The organism is Sphingobacteriaceae bacterium (assembly GCA_002319075.1).
Classification (GTDB): Bacteria; Bacteroidota; Bacteroidia; order B-17B0; family Aurantibacillaceae; genus Aurantibacillus.
This window is the reverse complement of the sequence record NVQB01000001.1, coordinates 682,541-702,190: the sequence shown is the minus strand read 5'-3', so window position 1 is coordinate 702,190 and position 19,650 is coordinate 682,541. Positions and strand designations below refer to the sequence as shown.

At 37.5% G+C, this 19,650-nt stretch carries 18 protein-coding genes; 14 read left to right on the top strand and 4 right to left on the bottom strand.

Features of this window, described 5'->3' with window-relative positions; all coding sequences use genetic code 11:
• The 10 genes from CNR22_03200 (at position 1) to CNR22_03155 (ending at position 10,815) form a co-directional block, all read left to right on the top strand.
• The gene (locus CNR22_03200; GenBank protein PBQ30821.1) at positions 1 to 1,293 is read left to right on the top strand and encodes an amidohydrolase; all 1,293 of its coding nucleotides are present in this window, start codon (positions 1 to 3) and stop codon (positions 1,291 to 1,293) included.
• A 2-nt stretch (positions 1,294 to 1,295) separates the two neighbouring features.
• Complete coding sequence (gene pdxA / locus CNR22_03195) at positions 1,296 to 2,348, top strand: 4-hydroxythreonine-4-phosphate dehydrogenase PdxA (protein PBQ30820.1); 1,053 nt, start codon at positions 1,296 to 1,298, stop codon at positions 2,346 to 2,348.
• Between the two features lie 144 nt (positions 2,349 to 2,492).
• The gene (locus tag CNR22_03190) at positions 2,493 to 3,482 is read left to right on the top strand and encodes an ATPase (protein PBQ30819.1); all 990 of its coding nucleotides are present in this window, start codon (positions 2,493 to 2,495) and stop codon (positions 3,480 to 3,482) included.
• A gap of 84 nt (positions 3,483 to 3,566) precedes the next feature.
• Positions 3,567 to 4,433: a DUF58 domain-containing protein gene (locus CNR22_03185; GenBank protein PBQ30818.1), complete on the top strand. Its 867-nt coding sequence runs from the start codon at positions 3,567 to 3,569 to the stop codon at positions 4,431 to 4,433.
• A 53-nt stretch (positions 4,434 to 4,486) separates the two neighbouring features.
• Positions 4,487 to 5,455, top strand: coding sequence for a hypothetical protein (locus CNR22_03180; GenBank protein PBQ30817.1), 969 nt, complete (start codon positions 4,487 to 4,489; stop codon positions 5,453 to 5,455).
• Positions 5,455 to 6,462, top strand: a complete 1,008-nt coding sequence (locus tag CNR22_03175) for an aerotolerance regulator BatA (GenBank protein ID PBQ34797.1) — start codon at positions 5,455 to 5,457, stop codon at positions 6,460 to 6,462. The genes CNR22_03180 and CNR22_03175 overlap by 1 nt, the downstream gene beginning before the upstream one ends.
• Entirely contained in the window at positions 6,462 to 7,502 is a 1,041-nt protein-coding gene (locus tag CNR22_03170; protein PBQ30816.1) for a hypothetical protein, read from the top strand. Before CNR22_03175 ends, CNR22_03170 begins: the two co-directional genes overlap by 1 nt.
• Positions 7,489 to 8,214 carry a hypothetical protein gene (locus tag CNR22_03165; protein ID PBQ30815.1) on the top strand — a complete coding sequence of 242 codons (726 nt, stop codon included), beginning with the start codon at positions 7,489 to 7,491 and terminating at the stop codon, positions 8,212 to 8,214. The genes CNR22_03170 and CNR22_03165 overlap by 14 nt, the downstream gene beginning before the upstream one ends.
• Before the next feature lie 76 nt (positions 8,215 to 8,290).
• Positions 8,291 to 10,066, top strand: a complete 1,776-nt coding sequence (locus tag CNR22_03160; protein PBQ30814.1) for a hypothetical protein — start codon at positions 8,291 to 8,293, stop codon at positions 10,064 to 10,066.
• Positions 10,066 to 10,815, top strand: coding sequence for a hypothetical protein (locus CNR22_03155; GenBank protein ID PBQ30813.1), 750 nt, complete (start codon positions 10,066 to 10,068; stop codon positions 10,813 to 10,815). Before CNR22_03160 ends, CNR22_03155 begins: the two co-directional genes overlap by 1 nt.
• Before the next feature lie 47 nt (positions 10,816 to 10,862).
• On the opposite strand, the gene lipA is transcribed toward CNR22_03155, so the two are convergent.
• Complete coding sequence (gene lipA, locus CNR22_03150) at positions 10,863 to 11,726, bottom strand: lipoyl synthase (protein ID PBQ34796.1); 864 nt, start codon at positions 11,724 to 11,726, stop codon at positions 10,863 to 10,865.
• Position 11,727: 1 nt separating this feature from the next.
• On the bottom strand, positions 11,728 to 12,429 hold the full coding sequence (locus CNR22_03145; protein PBQ30812.1) for a hypothetical protein: 702 nt from the start codon (positions 12,427 to 12,429) through the stop codon (positions 11,728 to 11,730).
• 112 nt (positions 12,430 to 12,541) lie between these two features.
• On the opposite strand from CNR22_03145, the gene CNR22_03140 reads away from it, so the two are divergent.
• The 4 genes from CNR22_03140 to CNR22_03125 all read left to right on the top strand — a co-directional run bounded on the left by CNR22_03140 (position 12,542) and on the right by CNR22_03125 (position 16,669).
• Entirely contained in the window at positions 12,542 to 12,946 is a 405-nt protein-coding gene (locus CNR22_03140) for an osmotically inducible protein OsmC (GenBank protein ID PBQ30811.1), read from the top strand.
• Positions 12,947 to 12,995: 49 nt separating this feature from the next.
• The gene (locus tag CNR22_03135; GenBank protein PBQ30810.1) at positions 12,996 to 14,240 is read left to right on the top strand and encodes a hypothetical protein; all 1,245 of its coding nucleotides are present in this window, start codon (positions 12,996 to 12,998) and stop codon (positions 14,238 to 14,240) included.
• Between the two features lie 146 nt (positions 14,241 to 14,386).
• Positions 14,387 to 15,940 carry a hypothetical protein gene (locus CNR22_03130; GenBank protein PBQ30809.1) on the top strand — a complete coding sequence of 518 codons (1,554 nt, stop codon included), beginning with the start codon at positions 14,387 to 14,389 and terminating at the stop codon, positions 15,938 to 15,940.
• A gap of 6 nt (positions 15,941 to 15,946) precedes the next feature.
• Positions 15,947 to 16,669, top strand: a complete 723-nt coding sequence (locus tag CNR22_03125; protein ID PBQ30808.1) for a DNA-binding response regulator — start codon at positions 15,947 to 15,949, stop codon at positions 16,667 to 16,669.
• A gap of 4 nt (positions 16,670 to 16,673) precedes the next feature.
• On the opposite strand, the gene CNR22_03120 is transcribed toward CNR22_03125, so the two are convergent.
• A complete protein-coding gene (locus CNR22_03120) occupies positions 16,674 to 18,329 on the bottom strand; it encodes an ABC transporter substrate-binding protein (protein ID PBQ30807.1) in 1,656 nt (551 codons plus the stop codon).
• 77 nt (positions 18,330 to 18,406) lie between these two features.
• On the bottom strand, positions 18,407 to 19,618 hold the full coding sequence (locus tag CNR22_03115; GenBank protein ID PBQ30806.1) for a hypothetical protein: 1,212 nt from the start codon (positions 19,616 to 19,618) through the stop codon (positions 18,407 to 18,409).
• Positions 19,619 to 19,650 lie beyond the last annotated feature (32 nt).

Genomic DNA, 19,650 nt, shown 5'->3' with positions numbered 1-19,650 from the left:
ATGAAAAATTTTATATCCATAATTAGTTTTATCTTTTTGTTAGCTGGATCTTTCAAAGCGCAAAAAAATTACACGCACATAGCGCTGCTCAATGCAACAGCTCATGTTGGCAATGGACAAGTCATTGAGGGAAGTCTCGTTGTAATAAATAACGATAAAATAGAAACGGTTTCTGAAACCAAGGGTTTGCGTTTAGATTACAAATCATTTGACACAGTGATAGACCTTTCGGGAAAACACATTTATCCCGGTTTAATAAATACAAATAACGTACTGGGATTGCATGATGCCGAAGCAGTTCGCGCCACGGTTGATTTTCAGGAAGTAGGGAATATTAATCCTCACGTGCGCTCATTAATTGCTTATAACACAGATAATATTATAATCCCCACAGTAAAGACAAACGGAATTTTATACACACAGCCTACTCCGCGCGGTGGCCTTATCAGTGGTTCTTCGTCCATCCTCGCGCTTGAAGGTTGGAACTGGGAAGATGCAGTTTTAAAAGCCGATGATGGCATACATTTAAACTTTCCGCGCTTAACAACAATGAAATGGAGCGAAGAAGAAGGACTTTCCAAATCGGCTAATAAAAAATACAACGAAGAAATTGCATTCCTTTCCAAATTTTTTGCAGATGCTATTGCTTATTGCGCTACACCAAACAATACTGAGAAAAATCTCCGTTTTGAAGCCATGCGGTCCGTTCTCAATGGAACTGCTAACCTTTATTTGCATGCAGATAAAGCGAAAGATATTTTGAGCGCGATAAATTTTTCGCAAAAGTTTTTAATTAGAAAGCCTGTAATTGTTGGAGGAAAAGAGAGTTATAAGATAACCGCCGATTTGAGAAAAAATAAAATTCCTGTCATGCTTAACCGCGTGAATGACCTTCCTGATAATACCGACGATAATGTGGATATTATTTACAGCCTTCCTTACCTTCTTCAGAAAGACAGCGTTTTATTTTGTCTTCAGCTGGAAGGCGATATGGAAGCTATGCAAAGTCGCAATCTTCCTTTCAATGCAGGAGAAACTGTAGCATACGGATTGTCGAAAGAAGAGGCACTTGCATCGGTAACTTTTAATGTGGCTAAAATTTTGGGCATAGAAAGATCTGTAGGTACTATCGAAGAAGGTAAATTGGCTTCTCTGGTTATAAGCGATGGAGATATTCTGGATATGCGCACGAATAACATCATCTTAGCCTACATTGCAGGTAAGAAGGTGAAACTCACTAATCAGCAATCAGAACTTTATTCAAAATATAAAAACAAATACGGCATTAAATAATTATGAGCGAAACTAAAATAACTGTAGGAATCTCGCAAGGAGATATAAATGGAATTGGATTGGAAGTGGTGCTTAAAACGCTTATGGAACCTGGTATTGCAGAAATATGTACGCCTGTTCTATTCAGCTCGCAAAAAACGATCACTTATTATAGAAAAATGCTCGGACTCGACGAATTTAGTTTTAATCCTATCCGCGAATTCAGTCAGATCAATCATAAGAAAGTAAATGTTTTTATGTGTTACGAAGAGGAAGTAATGGTTGATATTGGCAAGTCAACTGAAACGGGAGGGAAATACGCATTTATTTCACTTGAAAAAGCCACTCAGGCTCTTGTGGATGGAAATATTCAGGCACTCGTAACTGCACCTATCAATAAAGATAATATTCAAAGCGAGACATTTAAATTTGTTGGACATACCGAATATCTGGGTGAGAAACTTGGCGGAGAACCAATGATGCTTCTTTGTTCTGAAAGTGGTTTGCGTGTTGCTCTGGTTACCGGACATGTACCGATAAAAGACATCGCCTCAAAAATTACAACAGAAAGTGTTTCCAAAAAAATAAAACAACTTCACGATTCATTGATTAAAGATTTTGGAATTCGCAAACCAAAGATCGCTGTACTTGGCTTAAATCCTCATGCGGGCGATAATGGCGTAATTGGAAATGAAGACAAAGAAATTATTAAGCCAGCCATCGACAGTTTGAAATTAAAAGGACTCGTTTACGGTCCATACGCGGCAGATGGTTTTTTTGGAAATGAAACTTATAAAAATTTCGATGGTGTTTTAGCCATGTACCACGATCAGGGGTTGATCCCTTTTAAAAGCATTGCATTTAACGATGGGGTGAATTTTACCGCTGGACTCAATGCAGTACGCACCAGTCCTGATCATGGCACTGCATACGACATCGCAGGTAAAAATAGTGCTAACGAACAATCTTTTAAAAAAGCAATTTATATGGCTATAGACATTTATAAAAATAGAAGTCTGTATTCAGAAATCAGCGAAAATCCACTAAGTATCACACACATTAAAAAAGAGCGTTAGGCTCTTTTTTTCATCTTCAACTAATTTTCGCTTTAAGAAACGTTAGTATGTACTTAACAAATTTTAACGGGGGGTAAATCGTCTCAATCCCGCACCATTGATATCTTTGGAACTCAAATTACCACGCACAAACACCTAAAAACTATGGTTGACATTAAAGAAATTAACGAACGTATCCAGCGCGAAAGTGCTTTTGTAGATATGCTTACTGTAGAGATGGATAAAGTTATCATTGGACAAAAGTCAATGGTAGAGCGTCTCTTGATTGGCTTACTTAGCAACGGACATATTTTATTGGAAGGGGTTCCAGGTCTCGCAAAAACTTTGGCTATTAACACTCTGGCTAAATGTGTCGACGGGCAATTCAGCCGTATTCAGTTTACTCCCGATTTATTACCTGCCGATGTTATCGGTACTCAAATTTATAGTCAGAAACAAGAATCATTTTCAATTCGTAAAGGACCTATTTTTGCAAACTTCGTGTTAGCGGATGAGATTAACCGTGCTCCGGCAAAAGTACAATCTGCGTTACTTGAGGCCATGCAGGAAAAACAGGTAACTATTGGTGATCAAACTTTTAAATTACCAAATCCTTTTCTGGTTTTAGCAACTCAAAATCCAATAGAGCAGGAGGGAACTTATCCTTTACCGGAGGCTCAGATGGACCGTTTTATGTTGAAGATTGTAATTGGTTATCCAACTAAAGAAGAGGAGAAAAAAATTATCGCAGCAAACATTCAGCCTTCTGGTATGCCCCAGGCTTCAAGCGTTATGTCAACGGATGCTATCATCAAGGCGCGCACAGTGGTGAAGGATGTTTACATGGATGAAAAAATTGAAAGATACATTGTAGATATCGTGTTTGCTTCACGTTTTCCTAAAGAGTACAAACTTGGTAAATTTGAAGGTCTCATTTCTTACGGCGGCTCTCCACGTGCAAGTATTAATCTTGCTTTGGCTGCAAAAGCTTATGCGTTTATAAAACGTCGTGGCTATGTAATACCTGAAGATGTACGAGCTGTATGCACAGATGTTATGCGTCACCGTGTAGGGCTTACTTACGAGGCGGAAGCAGAGAATATTACTTCTGAGCACATCATTACTGAAATTCTTAACGCAGTTGAAGTCCCTTAGATAAGTCAATAGTCTATAGTTTATAGTGGTAAAGTTTTTTTGCCCTGCTATTGACTATCAACTCTTAACTATTAACTACTACAAATGGAAACAGCTGATCTTTTAAAAAAAGTTCGCAAGATCGAGATCAAAACCCGCGGTTTGAGCAGTCACATCTTCTCAGGCGAATATCATAGTGCCTTTAAAGGCCGCGGTATGGCGTTTTCAGAAGTGCGTGAATATACCCCGGGAGATGATATCCGCTCTATAGACTGGAATGTTACCGCAAGATTTAATACACCTTTTGTAAAAGTTTTTGAAGAAGAACGTGAGCTAAGTGTGGTGTTGCTTGTGGACGTAAGTGCGAGCGGTAGTTTCGGAACTAACAAACAATTGAAGCAGGAATTGATAACTGAACTTTGCGCCGTGGTTGCTTTTTCAGCTTCTCAAAACAATGATAAAATAGGGGTGATCTTTTTTAGCGATAAGATCGAAAAGTTTATCCCGCCTAAAAAAGGAAAAACCCATGTACTCCGTATTATTCGTGAATTGCTGGAGTTTAAACCAGAGAATAAGCAAACAAATATTGAACTGGCATTAAAATATCTTTCAAGCATTATTAAAAAAAGAAGTATTGTTTTTGTGATCAGTGATTTTATGACCGAAAATAATTACAAGGATGCTTTAAAGATTGCGAATAAAAAACATGACATCGTCGCGCTGCGCATCATTGATAAAGCTGAAGTTGAGCTTCCGGATGTGGGTTTGATAAAATTAAAAGATAACGAAAGTGGTAAGATCGCCTGGGTAGATACCAGCGATAAGATCTTCAGAAAGCAATTTTCAGTGAATCAAAAAAGATTTGAAGAAGATATAAAAGATACTTTCAACAGAAGTGGAATTGACGCGACAAAAATTTTCACACACGAAAATTATGTGAAGCCATTAATGAACTTATTTAAAAACCGATAGTAGAAGAATTTCAAATTTTGACGATACTAAAAAAAATATTTGCCTTCGTTATTTTGCTCTTTACTGTAATACAGGTAAATGCGCAACAGCCACAAATACAACTGGACGCAGTACTCGATACTTCTAAACTGCGCATTGGTGAACAGGCTAAGATCGATATTTACGTAACGTACAGTTCGCGCCAAAAAGATATTAGAATTCAATGGCCTGAAATTGGAGATACCATTACCGGTAAAATTGAAGTGGTGTCGGTAAGTGCCATAGATACTACTTTTCCTGATAAGACAAATTCAACTAAGATTTTTCAGCACCAACAAATTATTGTGAGTGTTTACGATAGTGGGTATTATGCCATGCCTGGGTTTAAATTCATCTTGAATAACGATACTGCAAATCCGCTTTTTACAAACCCGCTTTTCCTCGAAGTACATACGGTTCCAACAGACAGTAGTGCTACAAAATTAAAAGATATTAAACCTCCTTTTGAAGAGAAATTTAATTGGAAATGGTACCTTAATTATATTTACTGGGGCGTAGGAGTATTGGTAGTTCTTTTAGCTGTTATATTCATTACCCGCTATTATACCAGGAAAAATAACCAGGTAACTGCAGAACCTGAAAAACCAAGAATTCCGGCACATATAACCGCACTCGCTGCCCTAGAAACCATTCGCACCGAACAAGTTTGGCGCGAGGGAAAAGCAAAAGAATATTACTCATCCATCTCTGACACCATTCGTACTTATATTGAAGAGCGCTTTAATGTTCATGCTCTTGAGAGCACTACCGACGAAATTATGACAGCCTTCCGTTCACAGGTTGTAGATAAAGAGAGCAAGGAAAAACTACAACAATTACTAACGCTGAGTGACCTTGTTAAATTCGCAAAAATGGCGCCTATTGAAGAAGAAAATAATTTTACGCTGCAAAATGCTTTTGACTTTGTAAACGGCACAAAACGTGAAGAAGAAGTAAAGATATCAACGGAACAAGAACCAACTAATACTGAACCGAAAGCGTGATAAATTATTTTAACGATATACAGTTCGCTGAAAAGCATTGGTTCTGGTTAATGCTGGTATTGCCACTCATGGTAATTTGGTACATCTGGCGCCTGAAAAAACAAGAAGGTGAATTCAATTATTCGTCATTTACACTTTTAAAAGGAATCAAACCTTCTATAAAGTCAAAAACCAGACATAGTTTGTTGGTACTAAAACTGGCCTCGTTTGCTTTATTAATAACAGCTCTGGCAAGACCGCAATCGCGAAGTAGCTGGAAGGACACCAAGACAGAAGGGATCGATATAGTAATCAGCCTCGACGTTTCGCTCTCTATGTTGGCAAAAGACTTTAAACCAAATCGTATTGAAGTTGCCAAAGAGGTTATTACTGATTTTATTGATGCAAGACCAAATGACAGAATTGGCCTCGTAATTTTTGGTGGCGAGGTGTTTACGCAATGTCCTCTTACAAATGATCACAAAGTTTTAAAAAATATGTTCCCGCAAATTAAGGCAGGTATGCTTGATCAGGGAACCGCTATAGGCCTCGGCCTGGCCGGAGCAGTAGCGCGAATTAAAGACAGTAAGGCAAAAAGCAAAGTTATCATTATGGTGAGCGATGGTGTAAACAACGTTGGCGAAATTTCTCCCTTAACTGCCGGCGAACTTGCAAAAACTTATGGCATCCGTGTATATTGCATCGGCGTTGGTTCTAAAGGTAAGGCATTACAACCTGTTGGAATTTATGCACAAGGTCAATATGAATACGATTACGTGGATGTAGAGATTGATGAAAAAGTGATGACGGATATTTCCGATATGTCAGGCGGTAAATATTTCAGAGCTACAAATAAAGAAAGCTTAAAAAACATTTATCAGGAAATTGATAAAATGGAAAAAACAATCATCAGCGAAAAAAGCTTCAGCAATAAAGCGGAACATTTTCTTCCATTTGTTTTATTGGCAGCTTTTTTATTATTACTGGAGTTTATACTGCGTTACACTGTGTTTAGAGCCATACCTTAATGTTTAAATTTGAACATACAATTTATTTCTATGCGTTTGCTGCCATACCAGTAATGCTATTATTACTTGTCTTGTATTTTGCATCGCGTCGTAGAAAACTAAAACGTATCGGCGATCCTGAATTAGTCGCGCAACTGGTGCCGTATTCAAGCCGTCGTAAAAGACTTGTTAAGGCAATTTTATTTCTCGTGGGATTCGCCTCTGTGATTTTAGCGCTTTGCAATCTTCAAACAGGAAGTAAGTTAACAGAAGTAAAACGTGAGGGAGCGGATATTATCGTTTGTCTCGACGTTAGTAACAGTATGCTCGCCCAGGATCTTAGTCCTGATCGTTTAACCCGCGCTAAGTATGCTCTCGAAAAAATGATCGATCTTTTAGAAGGTGACCGTCTGGGCCTGGTAATTTTTGCCGGCGAAGCATATGTACAACTTCCTATTACAACAGATTATAACGCAGCTAAAATGTTTTTGGAATCCGTTGGCCCGGGTATGGTTCCAGTGCAGGGAACAAAAATTGCCGATGCTATAAAAAAAGCCTCCGAATCTTTTAGTACCGACGAAGGAAAAAACAGAGCGATTATCTTGATTACCGATGGTGAAAATCACGAATCTGCTGCGATTGAGGCTGCCGAGGAGGCTGCTAAAAAAGATATTATGATCAATACTATTGGCATAGGTTCTCAAAATGGTGTTCCTATTCCTTTGGTTGAAAACGGCGTGGTAAAAGGCTATCGAAAAGATAAAGATGGACAGACTGTTGTTACAAAGCTAAATTCTGAGTTACTCAAAACGATTGCGGGAAAAGCAAATGGTGTTTTCGTTCAGGCAAGTCAGGCCGACATTGGTCTTAATGCCGTTCTCGACAAAATAGGAGAATTAGATAAATCAAAACTTGAAAGCAAAATGTACACCGATTACGAAGATCAGTTTCAATGGTTCATCGCAATAGCCCTCATTTTATTTTTTATAGAATTCCTGCTAACAGAACGTGTGAGCGAATGGTTTAAAAAAATTAATTTATTTGGAAATGCAGTTAAGTAAATTACACAAAAGCTGTTTTGTTTCGCTACTTCTTGTAGCTGGAATTTCTACTGCCCAAAAAGATGCTCAGTATTTATATGACGGCAATGACTTGTACCGTACCGGTAAAATTCCTGAGTCGTCCGCCAAATACGCAAGAGCGTTAGAGTTAAATCCCAATAATAGGAAAGCAAACTTTAACCTGGGAAATTCTTTGTATAAAAATGCACTTCTGGTAAAAAGTGGAGCGCTTACCATGCCACAAAGCACCAAGATGAAACCCGACTCTTTAGCGGGACTTATCTTCGACAAGGCCGCCGAAAATTTTGCTGTTGTAGCAAATTCCGTTTCTGATAAAGATACGCTGCACCAGGCGTGGCACAACATCGGGAATTGTTATTTGCAGAAAAAAGGATATCAGCAGGCGGTAGACGCGTATAAAAAAGCACTCAAGTACGATCCCAAAGATGAAGAAACCCGCTATAACTTAGCCTACGCTTTAAAAAATTTACCTAAAGAGAAAAAGGGAGGCGGCGGAGGTCAAAGTCAGCAGCAAAAACAAGAGAAAAAAGAAGGGGATAAAAAACAACCACAGCAGGAACAACCCCAAATGAGTAAAGATCAGGCCGAACAACTTCTTAAAGCGTTAATGGATTCTGAAAAAAAATTGCAGGACAAGCGAAAACAAAAACAAGAAGACGCCGCTAATAGCAAAACAGACAAAGATTGGTAAATCACTGTACGCACTGTATAGTTAAAATAAATTAATAAGATTCAGCTCCTTAAATAATGGAGTAACTTGCATAAAAATGAAAGGAATTAAATTTTGGATACTGTTCTCATTCTCTTTTTTATTATTTCTAAATAATAAAGCGCAGAGTTTTTATGGGCAGGTAAGTTCTAAAAAAGTTCAGGTTGGTGTTCCCTTCGATTTTCAGATCGTTATTATGGTTAACGCTAGTAATTACGTTCCACCGGCGTTTAAAGATTTTGACGTTGTAGCAGGTCCATACCAAAGTAATAGCACTCAAAATATTAATGGTGTTGTGAGTCAGCAAATTCTTCTTTCTTACGGACTCCAGGCTAAACGTGAAGGAAAATTAGTAATTGGTCCTGCAAGTATTATATCTAACGGACAAAAACTGGAATCACCGCCCATAACTATAGAGGCAGTTAAAAGCGCTGCTGCAGCTAATCAACAAGATCCACCGGCCAGTTCGAAATTAGGTGGAGGCGATTTGTTTATTCGCACTGGTGTAAGTAAAAGCAAATGTTATATCGGTGAACAAATTACCATCACACAAAAAGTATATTGCCGTCTTCAAATTGTAGGTCTTCAGAAGTTTATGCAACCTTCCTATGATGGCTTTTATTCGCAAGCGCAGGAATCAACCAGTAAAGGAATTGTAAGTACAGAGAACGTTGATGGTATTAATTATAATACTTACGAATTATACCGAACCGAAGCAATTGCAAATAAATCTGGTAAGATAACTTTAACACCAATTGAACAAGGACTTGTAATTCGCAGGCAGAACAACAATAAGCCCAGAAATGTCTTTGAACAATTTTTTGGAGCGAATGCTTATGAAGATATAAATGTAAACGCCTACAGCAAGCCTGTAGTTCTCGACGTTTTACCACTTCCTGAGCAGGGAAAGCCCGAAAATTTTAACGGGGCTGTAGGAAATTTTCAGTATAAGATTTCAACTACACGTAACGAATTAAAAGCGAATGAAGCTTTTAATTTGAAAATGACGGTAAGTGGAAAAGGGAATTTAAAGTTACTGGCAGCTCCAAAACTAGAGCTTCCGGAAGGATTTGAAACCTACGAGCCAAAAGTTTCTGATAATGGAAATTCTAAAACTTTTGATTACCTGATTATTCCGAGGAATGAAGGAGAGTTTTCATTAACTGGCTTAGATTTTAGTTACTTCAGTCTTGAATCGAAAAAATACATAACTATCCCCGCTGGAGAGATCAGGATTAAAGTACTTCCTCCCGATCCAAATAGCGCCGGAGCACAGGTTTATACATCCCAGAGCCAGGTAAAAGATGTAGAGAATGATATTCGTTATATTAAAAAGGGAGACTTCCTGCTTCAAAAAACAGAAACAGAGTTCTTTAATTCTTTTTCTCACTTCTTTTTGCTGTTGAGTCCGGTAGTAGCCCTGCTAGGTGTTCTGTTTTTCAGAAGAACGCATCTTAAGAATAACAGCAATCAGGTTCTGGTGAAAGAACGCAAGGCCGCTAAACTGGCTAAAAAACAGTTAATGAATGCAGAAAGATTGATGAAAGAAAATAAGAAGGATGAATTTTATACAGAAATACTTACAGCAATAAATAATTATCTCAGTCATAAATTAAATATCCCTGTAGCGGATCTATCGCGTCAAAAAATGGATGAAGTTTTAAAAACAAAACATGTTCACGAAGCAACGCTTGCTAAGCTTTTCACCACTTTAGATACCAGCGAATATGCCAAATACGCACCAGGAGCGGTAAGCGGCGATCTTCAAACAGTTTATAAAGACACCGTTGATCTGGTTACTGACATTGAACAACACTTATCCCGAAAAGCATAATGAAAAATGTTCTCTATGTAATACTTTGTGTTTTCTTCTTTGCTTCACCAGCATACAGTAATCATTTTTTAGAAAAAGCTGAAAAGGCTTACGATAACAAAAAATACAAAGTAGCTATTGAGAGCTATGAAAAACTCATTAAGGAAGGATATAAATCCTATCAATTGTACTTTAATCTTGGAAACTCTTACTACCGTAACAATGAGTTGGGGAAAGCAATTTATTATTATGAACTGGCGCGGAAGATTGAGCCAAACGATGAAGATGTTCGTATCAACCTGGCAATTGCATCTGGAAAAACGATTGATAAAATTGATTCTAAAGAAAATTTCTTTATTACAGCTGTTAAAACAAATTTACTTTCGTCCTTCACTACCACAACCTGGGCTTGGATAACGGTTGCAAGTTGTGTGTTAGGATGCATTTTGTTTTTTATCTTCATTAATGCTAATACCCTTATTATAAAACGGGTTAGCTTTTTACTAAGCTGTCTTTTATTTATCACCTTTGCGATAACTTATTTTCTGGGATACTCCGCCGTGAAGGCCCGTTACGAAAATAAATTTGCCATTATTTTAACCCGGGAGATTAGAATTATGAATGAGCCAACAGCTATGGCGAAAGTGAAGTTTAATCTCCATGAGGGCACAAAAATCAGGGTAGTAGAAAATAACGGAAACTGGCTACTCATCAAACTCGACAATGGAAATGAAGGTTGGGTAAAAGTAGAAGATGTAGGTATCATATAAGATACCTGATCAAACTTCAATTTAGTTTTACGAAAAATTCTTAAGGCTTAGAAAATATGTTTTTCGGCATGGTACGAAGAACGCACGAGCGGACCACTTTCTACAAATCTGAAACCTTTATTTAAAGCATACTCTTTGTATTTTTTAAAGTCATCAGGATGCACAAAACGAGCAACAGGAAGATGTTTAGGAGTAGGTTGCAGATATTGCCCCATAGTTACAACATCACAGTTTACTGAAGCAAGATCATCCAAAGCTGCATAAATTTCTTCGTCTGTTTCGCCAAGGCCAAGCATGATGCCACTTTTAGTTTTTACACCAGCTTCATCCAGGCGTTTTAAAACTTCAAGACTTCTGTCGTATTTAGCTTGTATGCGCACTTCCGCAGTTAATCTCCTAACGGTCTCAATATTGTGCGAAACGATATCAGGGTTAACGTCAATAATTCTTTGAAGATTTTCCCATTTCCCTGCAAAGTCAGGAATCAGGCACTCAAATTTTGTTTCAGGGCTAATGGCTCTGATCTCATTAATAGTAGCGGCCCAGATAATAGAACCTCCATCTTTTAAGTCGTCTCTATCAACACTGGTAATTACGCAATGTTTAACCCCCATTAATTTTACTGAATTGGCAATACGCTTGGGCTCATCCCAATCTGCAGGTTTTGGTTTACCTGTGGCAACTGCACAAAATCCGCAACTACGCGTACAAATATTGCCAAGAATCATAAAGGTAGCCGTTCCTGCTCCCCAGCATTCGCCCATATTCGGACAATTTCCGCTCTCACAAATGGTGTGTAATTTATGCTGGCTAACAATACCTCTAACCTTAACGTATTCGTCGCCGGTTGGTAATTTAACGCGTAACCAATCTGGTTTTTTTACTCTTTGAACTTCTTCTGTCAACTCCATATCAATACCATTTTCTGCCAAACACAAATCCTACATGTAAAGTTATAATTATGTTCTCAGCTGGATTAAGTGCCATAAGTGGCAATGCTTTAGGGAAATAATCCACACTCACGCCGGTTTCAATAGCGCGGATAAGATTTGTATAAGGCGCATATTCAAAACTTAAATTAAACTTCCCGCTAATACCAGGATAAATTTTCATTTCATTAATGCCCTTGAGGTAACCCCCGCGACCAATGATCTGCCCGCTACTATCAGCACTCACGTCATTTGAATTAAACTTAATATAATCTATCTTTTGACCGCTGGTGCCTTTGTAAATTTGATAGTAATACGGCTTTGCAAAAGAAAAAATTGGTCCCAGCGAGTAAGAATAACGAACCTCAACCGCTTTATTGTCCGCTTTTTCAAAAAGAATATTTTGCAGGCCTATTCCGCCACGTAATAAAAAAACGGAATTTAATTTGCCATAAACATAACGCCTTTTATCCGGAGCTTCTCCCTGACTTTTAACTTCCTTAGGGTATTTTAAAGTTTGGAGATCTATTTCGTAAAAGCTTCTTGTTTTTGCAGTGATATGTTTTCCCTGGCGAAACAAAACACCAAAACCACGGGTGTTCGCGTAAATTTTCCCACTTATATCACTTCTGTATAGTACATTGAGTGTGGTGCCGTTTTCATAGCCATCAGTTTGTCCAATCAAGCTTGTACTTAGTAAATAAAGACAAATTATGGATAAAACGTATCTACGAAACATTCTAACAAAATTAAGAATTTACAGGGTATTATCCTATTTTTGTAAAAAATTAACGCCTATGACAAGTACGGTAGAATATCTCGGAGAGCTGCGAACAGAAGGCATTCACCTTCAATCGCGAAATATTATACACACCGACGCGCCAAAGGATAATCATGGAAAAGGAGAGGCTTTTTCACCAACCGATCTTGTAGCAACTGCGCTTGCCAGTTGTATGTTGTCCATTATGGGAATTGTTGCCTTGAAAGAAGGAATTACACCCATTATAGGCGCAAAGGCAGAGGTTACAAAAGTGATGTATCAGGAACCCCGCAGAATTGGGGAGATCCACATACGTCTTACTTTTCCGGAAAATAATTATTCCGACAAAGAAAAAAAGATTTACGAGCACGCTGCTCATACATGCCCTGTTGCAAAAAGTCTTCATCCCGATCTCAAACAAATGATCGAATTTATCTGGTAATTGGTGCGCCGGTTTATCTTTTCGCTACAGGGTAAAAAATCAGACGCAGATGTTTAAAAATCTTTTTTATAGCCTGATTACCAAGGGGAGTGTTGCTCTGATCAATTTACTTATTCTCGTTATCACCTCCCGTTATCTCGGTGTAGCGTCGCGAGGTGAGATCACCATCTTTATTCTCAATATTACCATCATCCAGTTAATAAATGAAATTTATACCGGATACAGTTTAGTGCATTTTATTCCAAGATTCGATTTGAAAAAAATCATTGTCCATGGAGTATTTTACTCTTTACTATTTTGTTCCTTAAGTAGTTTGATAGTTGTTTTTTTTAAAAAACAGGTGCCAGGATACGACTACCTTGGCTACCCGGTAACCTTACTGGTTATACTTAATTCTTTTAACTGTGTGATTATTCTGGGAAAAGAAAAATTGAAAATGTATAATTTTCTAAGCTTTACCCAGCCTATTCTGGTTCTGCTTGGAATTGTTGTATATATATTTGTTCTGAAGGTATTCACATTCCGGGCTTACGTTTATCCTTTGTTATTTTCGTTTCTCATAGCGTTCAGCATCTCAACTATTACAGTAACCCGCATTTTGTCAGAGAAGATTTCTTCTAACGAATTTAGATTAAAATCTATTTTGGTAAATGGTTCCGTTTTTCAACTCACAAGCCTTCTCCATATTTTTATTAACCGTTATAGCTATTATCTGCTTCCACAACTTCAAAACGTAGGACTTTATTCTTCTGCATCCTCTTTTATGGAATCTCTTTTGATTATAGTAAATGCGGTGTCGCCTGTATTGCTGGCGCGCGTCGCCAATCAGGATAATACTTTTAAAAGCGTTGAAATGACGCTTATGCTCAGCAAAGCTAGTTTTATCTTTTCCGCTCTTAGTGTGGCACTGATTTTTTCTCTCCCCGGTTCTTTTTTTGTCTTCGTTTTAGGCCCCGGTTTTGAAGGCATAAAGGAGCTTATGTTGCTTTATGCTCCGGGTATTCTAATGTTAAGTTTGTCTGGGGCAATAAGCTATTATTTTTCTGCTATTGGTAAACCAAAACTTCTTCTGCTTTGTTATTTGGCAGGATTTTTATCTGCATTAGTGCTCACTCCATTTTTAATAGCTACTAGCGGCACGAAGGGTGCCGCATATGGCGCAACTTTTTCGTATTTCCTTGTAACCTGTGGTATATGCTTTGTCTTTATGAAAACCAATAAATTAACTTTAAAACGTTTCTTTTCTGTCAGAGAGGATTATACTTTTTTAAAGGTACTTATTCATGGCAAGTAATAAGAACGGTTGTACGGCCAACGGGTCAATTATTTGTCAAAAATTAAATATTTTAAGACCAAACTTAAATTTTCGACGGAGATTTTTTATTAATTTAAGGCCTGAATGAACTATAAGCAGACTGTTATCAAAAGCCCTACTAAAGCATGAAAGTAAAGAATTTTTCGGTTTTTCTGCTTTTACTTCTTTGCAATTTTTTGTCTCATGCTCAATTGGATAAAAATCTTGTAGCCTCTTATTATTTTTCGGGTGACGCTAAAGACCGTGAACATAATTACGACGGAAAAGTTGTAGGGGCAACCTTGGTACCCGACAGATTTGGAAATTCCGATGCTGCTTATTCTTTCGATGGTGTTAATGACTACATAACACTCGGAACAAATTCCGATTTGAAACAGGAAACGATGTGTATTTCTCTTTGGGTAAAAATTACAGACTATGAGAGAAATAGCTACAACCAAACAGGAATTCCTTTTATAGTCACAAGGGTCGGACCTTATGTCGAGTATAATGAAGCTTATCTGGTTTGTTTAAATTACAAAAATCACAGATTTTATGGCGCCACTAATTCTCCTATACAGGAACAGGTTGTAAACATCTCGCAAACTAGAGCAGACCTGAAGAAATGGTATCACGTGGTTTATGGCTTTGATACAGATACTACCTATTTATATGTAAACGGTAAACTTGAACAAAAAAATCTGAAACATTTTCTCACAAATTATTTGGTGACAGACTCTGTTCTTCTTGGACACTCGGGCAATAATATGCCGGATACATTTAAGTACAGAAATTTCTCGTGGCTTAACGGGTGCCTCGACGACATTAAAATTTATAACAAAATTTTAAGTCCTGCAGAGGTGAAAGACCTTTATAACGAACCGGATCCCAAAATTAGTGGTGAAGTTGAGGAAACTAACATAGAAAGTGTGGTGCCTTTAATAAGACGGTTCTGGTACATACCTGTTGTCATGGTGGTAATTATTCTACTGGTCATAGTTGTAATACGTTGGAGAATTAATTATTTCAGAAGAAAGGAAAAGGAACGAAATGACCTGCAACAAAAATTCGCACAAATGGAGATGAAAGCCTTAAGAAGTCAGATGAATCCCCATTTTATTTTTAATGCTATTAATTCGATTCAACACTATGTACTCACTAACGAAAAAGAACTTGCGAATAAATATCTTGTAAAGTTTTCTCAGCTTATGAGAAATATTCTTGATTTGAGTAAACAGGAATTAATAAGCCTTAAAGACGAGCTCGAAACAGTGAAGTTATATCTGGATATTGAATCGCTTCGGTTCAATAATGCGTTTAGCTTCGCCATAACTATTTCCGATGATGTCTCCACAAGCGAAATTCGCCTGCCGCCTTTACTCATCCAGCCTTTTGTTGAAAATGCTATCTGGCACGGATTATTACTCAAGGAGGGCAATAAAAAGCTTGATATCAGAGTTTTTAAAAGAGAAAATAATCTGATAATCGAAATTGACGACAATGGAATTGGCAGAGAGGTTTCACAAAAATTCAACAACAAAGAATTAAAACGGAGATCGTTTGGAATGGACATTACTCAGGATCGCTTAAGTGTTCTGGAAAAAGTGTTCGGAATCTCAATTTCGTTCGACGTTTATGATAAGAAAGACGATACAGGTCAAGCCCTTGGAACAACAGTTTTTATTAATATAAAATTATAGTGCATTATGATGAGCGTGATCTTAGTAGATGATGAAGAAAAATCTCTGAAAAATTTAAGTATTCTGATAACGGATCATTGTCCGAACATAAAAATTATTAGTACCGCGTCTAATGCACTTGAGGCGGTAAAGGAAATAATGAACGAAAAGCCAGATCTTGTTTTTCTCGACGTTCAAATGCCGGGTTACAATGGTTTTGACGTTTTAGAACAAATTAAAAACACACCTGTTACTGTTATTTTTACTACGGCCCATAAAGACTACGCCATAAATGCATTACGGAAAGGGGCTTTTGATTATTTGCTCAAACCCATCGATAGCGAGGAATTAAAGTCATGCATCGAGAGAGCTCAGGAAAAAATTAGAAAAGAGCGCGGAATAATGCAGTCCTCTTCTCCAAACATCATTGAGCTATCAGTAAAGGATGGAATTATCTTTGTAAAACAGGAACAGATTATCCGGCTCGAAGCTTCTGGGAGTTATACCACCTTTTATCTTGAAAATAATGTAAAGCACATGGTTTCCAAAAGTATGAAAGAGTATGAGTCCCAACTTGATCCTTCTGTGTTTTACAGATGTCATAATTCTCACATCGTTAATCTTAAAACGGTTATTAAATTCGTACATAATAACGGATACTTCGCAGAACTTTCTAACGGATCAACCATTGAAATTGCAAGAAGAAACAAGGATGCGTTTTTACAGAAATTAAAAAAGATCGGAATCTGATCTTTTATTTCTTTTCTTTTCCCTTTTTAGTAACGTATTTTAAATTTAAAAGATTGAGAGGATTACTGTTCAAACCCTCAATTTTACGATTAACAATACGCACAACCTCGTCGTAAAACAGTGGAATCACGGGAGCTTCATCTAATACTAAACTATCCATTTTTTGATAAAGCTTGGTTTTTTTTAAAGGGTCATTTAACGTCTGCACCTCTTCATAAGCTTTGTCGAATTCAGTGTTTTTAAAATGAAAAAAGTTTACACCCTGGGGCGAGAAGTTTTTGCTGTAAAATAAACTCATGAAATTCTCTTCGTCTGCATAATCCGCAAGCCACGATTTTTTAAATAAAGTGTATTCACAACTGTTAACAGCCTGCCGCAATACCGATGCTTTTTCCACACTAATATTAATTTTAATATTGTTTTCGGCTAACTGAGATTGAATAAACTCTACCTGCTCCTTGTAATCGTTGGTAACATGCAGGGTTAGCTCCGGCAGACCTTTGCCACCCGGAAACCCCGCTTCCTTTAATAATTGACTTGCTTTTTCGGGACTATAAGAGTAACCTTTAACCTTCTCAGGATCGTAACTCTTCATACCCGGAGGTATAAATCCTGAATGAGCAGCTTTACCAAGATTGTTCCTTAAATATTTAATGAGTTTATCACGATCGAATGAATAGTTTATGGCTTGTCGTATAGCCTTCATTTTAAGAGGAGAGTTTTTTACCAGAGCCAGATCAGGATCTACAAGAATTCCGATGTAGTCCGTTTTTAAATACGTTTCTTTCTGCAAATAAAATTTTTTACGGTAAAGATCTCTCAAGTTAGCTTCCTTGTCAAGCACTTCATTAGTATTAAAAGCATCGGCACCACTAAGCATATCAAATTTTTCATTCAAAAGTTCCATAAAGGCGGTTTCCCGGTCTTTAATAAACGAAAACGTCACAGCGTCAAGATAGGGGAGTGGTTTGTTATTGCTGTCCTTTTCAAAGTAATTTTGATTTTTAACCAGAATGAGTTTGGTGCCTTCTTCCCATATTTTAAAAGCGAATGGACCCGTGCCAACCGGGTTTCTTCTAAAATCAAATTTGTAATGTTCAATGGCTTCATAAGGTATAACACTAAAATATTTCATAGTTAAAATATTTATAAAGGCACTAAAAGGTTGTGTGAGATAGATTTTAAATAGTGAATCGTTAACGGCAATAAATCCTTTAAAATTTGTTTTCTCAGTACGATCAATTTTATCAAGTAGCGTAATGGCGCTACTCACCTTACTATCAAACAAACGATTAAAGCTGTAAGCGAAGTCGCCAGAAGTTACTTTCCTTCCTTTTCCATGTTCAAAACAGGCATTGTCATGAAAATAAACGTCAGTTCTCAGATGAAAGGTATAGCATAAACCATCTGCACTTATATCATAAGTTTTTGCAATGCAGGGAAGCACATTCAAACGGTCGTCCATCTGCACTAAACCATTAAAAATCTGATTTACGGCTCCAATATTTTCAAAATTACTTGCAGCAGCAGGATCAAGAGACGTTATCCCGTTCATCTCGTTGTAATTAAAAACAGTGCGCGAATCTCCCTCTTTTGAAGACTCTTTACAACTGGTAAATAAGCAAATAAAAAAACAAAGTGGAAGAAGGGATTTGAACATTCACAAATATCCTTTTTACATCCCGCTTAAGGAAATAGTAAAGGATGCAATTATGCACAAACGTTTGTGAAGAGTCTCTAATTTTCTTTAGGGGCGTCGGTTTTGCTGGCTCCGTCAAAATTGAAACTCAGCGTTACGCGCCATGTTCTTTGTAAAGGATTCTGCAAAGCTGTTGGAATGAGATAAGAAATATCTACCGCAATTACATTAAATCTGAAACCAGCACCAACAGTGAAAAACTGACGGGCACCTTTATTTTTAGCCTCGTGAAAATAACCTGCTCTTACTGAGAAAATTTTGTCGTAGCAATATTCTACACCAACGCTTTGGTTAATTTCCTGCAGTTCTTCCTTCAATCCGCCCGGTGCATCACCAAAGGATTGAAGAATACCTGTAGGTACGTCCACATTAGGATCCTTTCCGCTAACAATGTCTTTTTTACCTGTAGCTGGATCAATTACAACGTTATTGAGGCTGTCGTACCTGTATACGGGTGGAGTAGGAACCAAAAGTTTATTAAAATCCACATACACACCAAAAGTATTGTAATCGTCAATATCAACTTTTAACCCTCCGCCCAAACGCATATTCATTGGAATAAAGTTTTGGTCGTTTGAGTACTTGATTTTCGCTCCAATATTTGTAAACGCTAATCCTGCTGTTGCAACAGAGTTTTTACCGCTCAACTTAAATTTATTGCTTTTATAGTACATGCTCAAATCAACAGCACCGGTGCTCGCAGCGTTACCAGAACTTCCGTTAAAATACACCCTGCTGATACTCGAATTAATTAAACGAGCGGCAACTCCTAAAGCGAAATTTTTGGAAAGTTTTTGAGAGAAAGCAAGATCTATTGCAAATTCGTTAGGTTTAAAGCTTCCAATATTTGTGCCTGTAGCATCTGTAAGCTCTATGTTTCCTAAACTAAAATAACGTAAGGAAGCTCCAACAGTTTGCTTATCATTTATCTTACCATAACCCGATAAATAATACATGTTAATGTCCGGAACTAATTGTCTCAGCCATGGTGTAACAGTGCATCCCACGCCGAATTTTTTATCGGCAAAAGCTAATTTACTTCCATTCCAATGAATTGAATTTACATCAGGATCTGTGGCTGCGCCAACGTCACCCATTGCACCTTGTTTACTATCTGGACCGATTAAAAGGAAGGGAACAGCAGTAGTTATTGGATTAATGGTAGTTCCTGCCAATTGTTGGGAACTAATTTGTCCGATAAATGTTTTTGATCCGATTAAACTTAATGCAATTAAAAACTGTTTTTTCATTAATATATTTTACTCTAAAATGGTACGCAAAT

Bases quoted from the DNA above. Each gene is read 5' to 3' on its own strand.
- lipA (PBQ34796.1), bottom strand. From the start codon at position 11,726: ATGGAGTTGACAGAAGAAGTTCAAAGAGTAAAAAAACCAGATTGGTTA.
- CNR22_03200 (PBQ30821.1), top strand. From the start codon at position 1: ATGAAAAATTTTATATCCATAATTAGTTTTATCTTTTTGTTAGCTGGA.
- CNR22_03155 (PBQ30813.1), top strand. From the start codon at position 10,066: ATGAAAAATGTTCTCTATGTAATACTTTGTGTTTTCTTCTTTGCTTCA.
- CNR22_03135 (PBQ30810.1), top strand. From the start codon at position 12,996: ATGTTTAAAAATCTTTTTTATAGCCTGATTACCAAGGGGAGTGTTGCT.
- pdxA (PBQ30820.1), top strand. From the start codon at position 1,296: ATGAGCGAAACTAAAATAACTGTAGGAATCTCGCAAGGAGATATAAAT.
- CNR22_03130 (PBQ30809.1), top strand. From the start codon at position 14,387: ATGAAAGTAAAGAATTTTTCGGTTTTTCTGCTTTTACTTCTTTGCAAT.
- CNR22_03115 (PBQ30806.1), bottom strand. From the start codon at position 19,618: ATGAAAAAACAGTTTTTAATTGCATTAAGTTTAATCGGATCAAAAACA.
- CNR22_03160 (PBQ30814.1), top strand. From the start codon at position 8,291: ATGAAAGGAATTAAATTTTGGATACTGTTCTCATTCTCTTTTTTATTA.
- CNR22_03140 (PBQ30811.1), top strand. From the start codon at position 12,542: ATGACAAGTACGGTAGAATATCTCGGAGAGCTGCGAACAGAAGGCATT.
- CNR22_03120 (PBQ30807.1), bottom strand. From the start codon at position 18,329: ATGTTCAAATCCCTTCTTCCACTTTGTTTTTTTATTTGCTTATTTACC.
- CNR22_03125 (PBQ30808.1), top strand. From the start codon at position 15,947: ATGATGAGCGTGATCTTAGTAGATGATGAAGAAAAATCTCTGAAAAAT.
- CNR22_03170 (PBQ30816.1), top strand. From the start codon at position 6,462: ATGTTTAAATTTGAACATACAATTTATTTCTATGCGTTTGCTGCCATA.
- CNR22_03165 (PBQ30815.1), top strand. From the start codon at position 7,489: ATGCAGTTAAGTAAATTACACAAAAGCTGTTTTGTTTCGCTACTTCTT.
- CNR22_03185 (PBQ30818.1), top strand. From the start codon at position 3,567: ATGGAAACAGCTGATCTTTTAAAAAAAGTTCGCAAGATCGAGATCAAA.
- CNR22_03190 (PBQ30819.1), top strand. From the start codon at position 2,493: ATGGTTGACATTAAAGAAATTAACGAACGTATCCAGCGCGAAAGTGCT.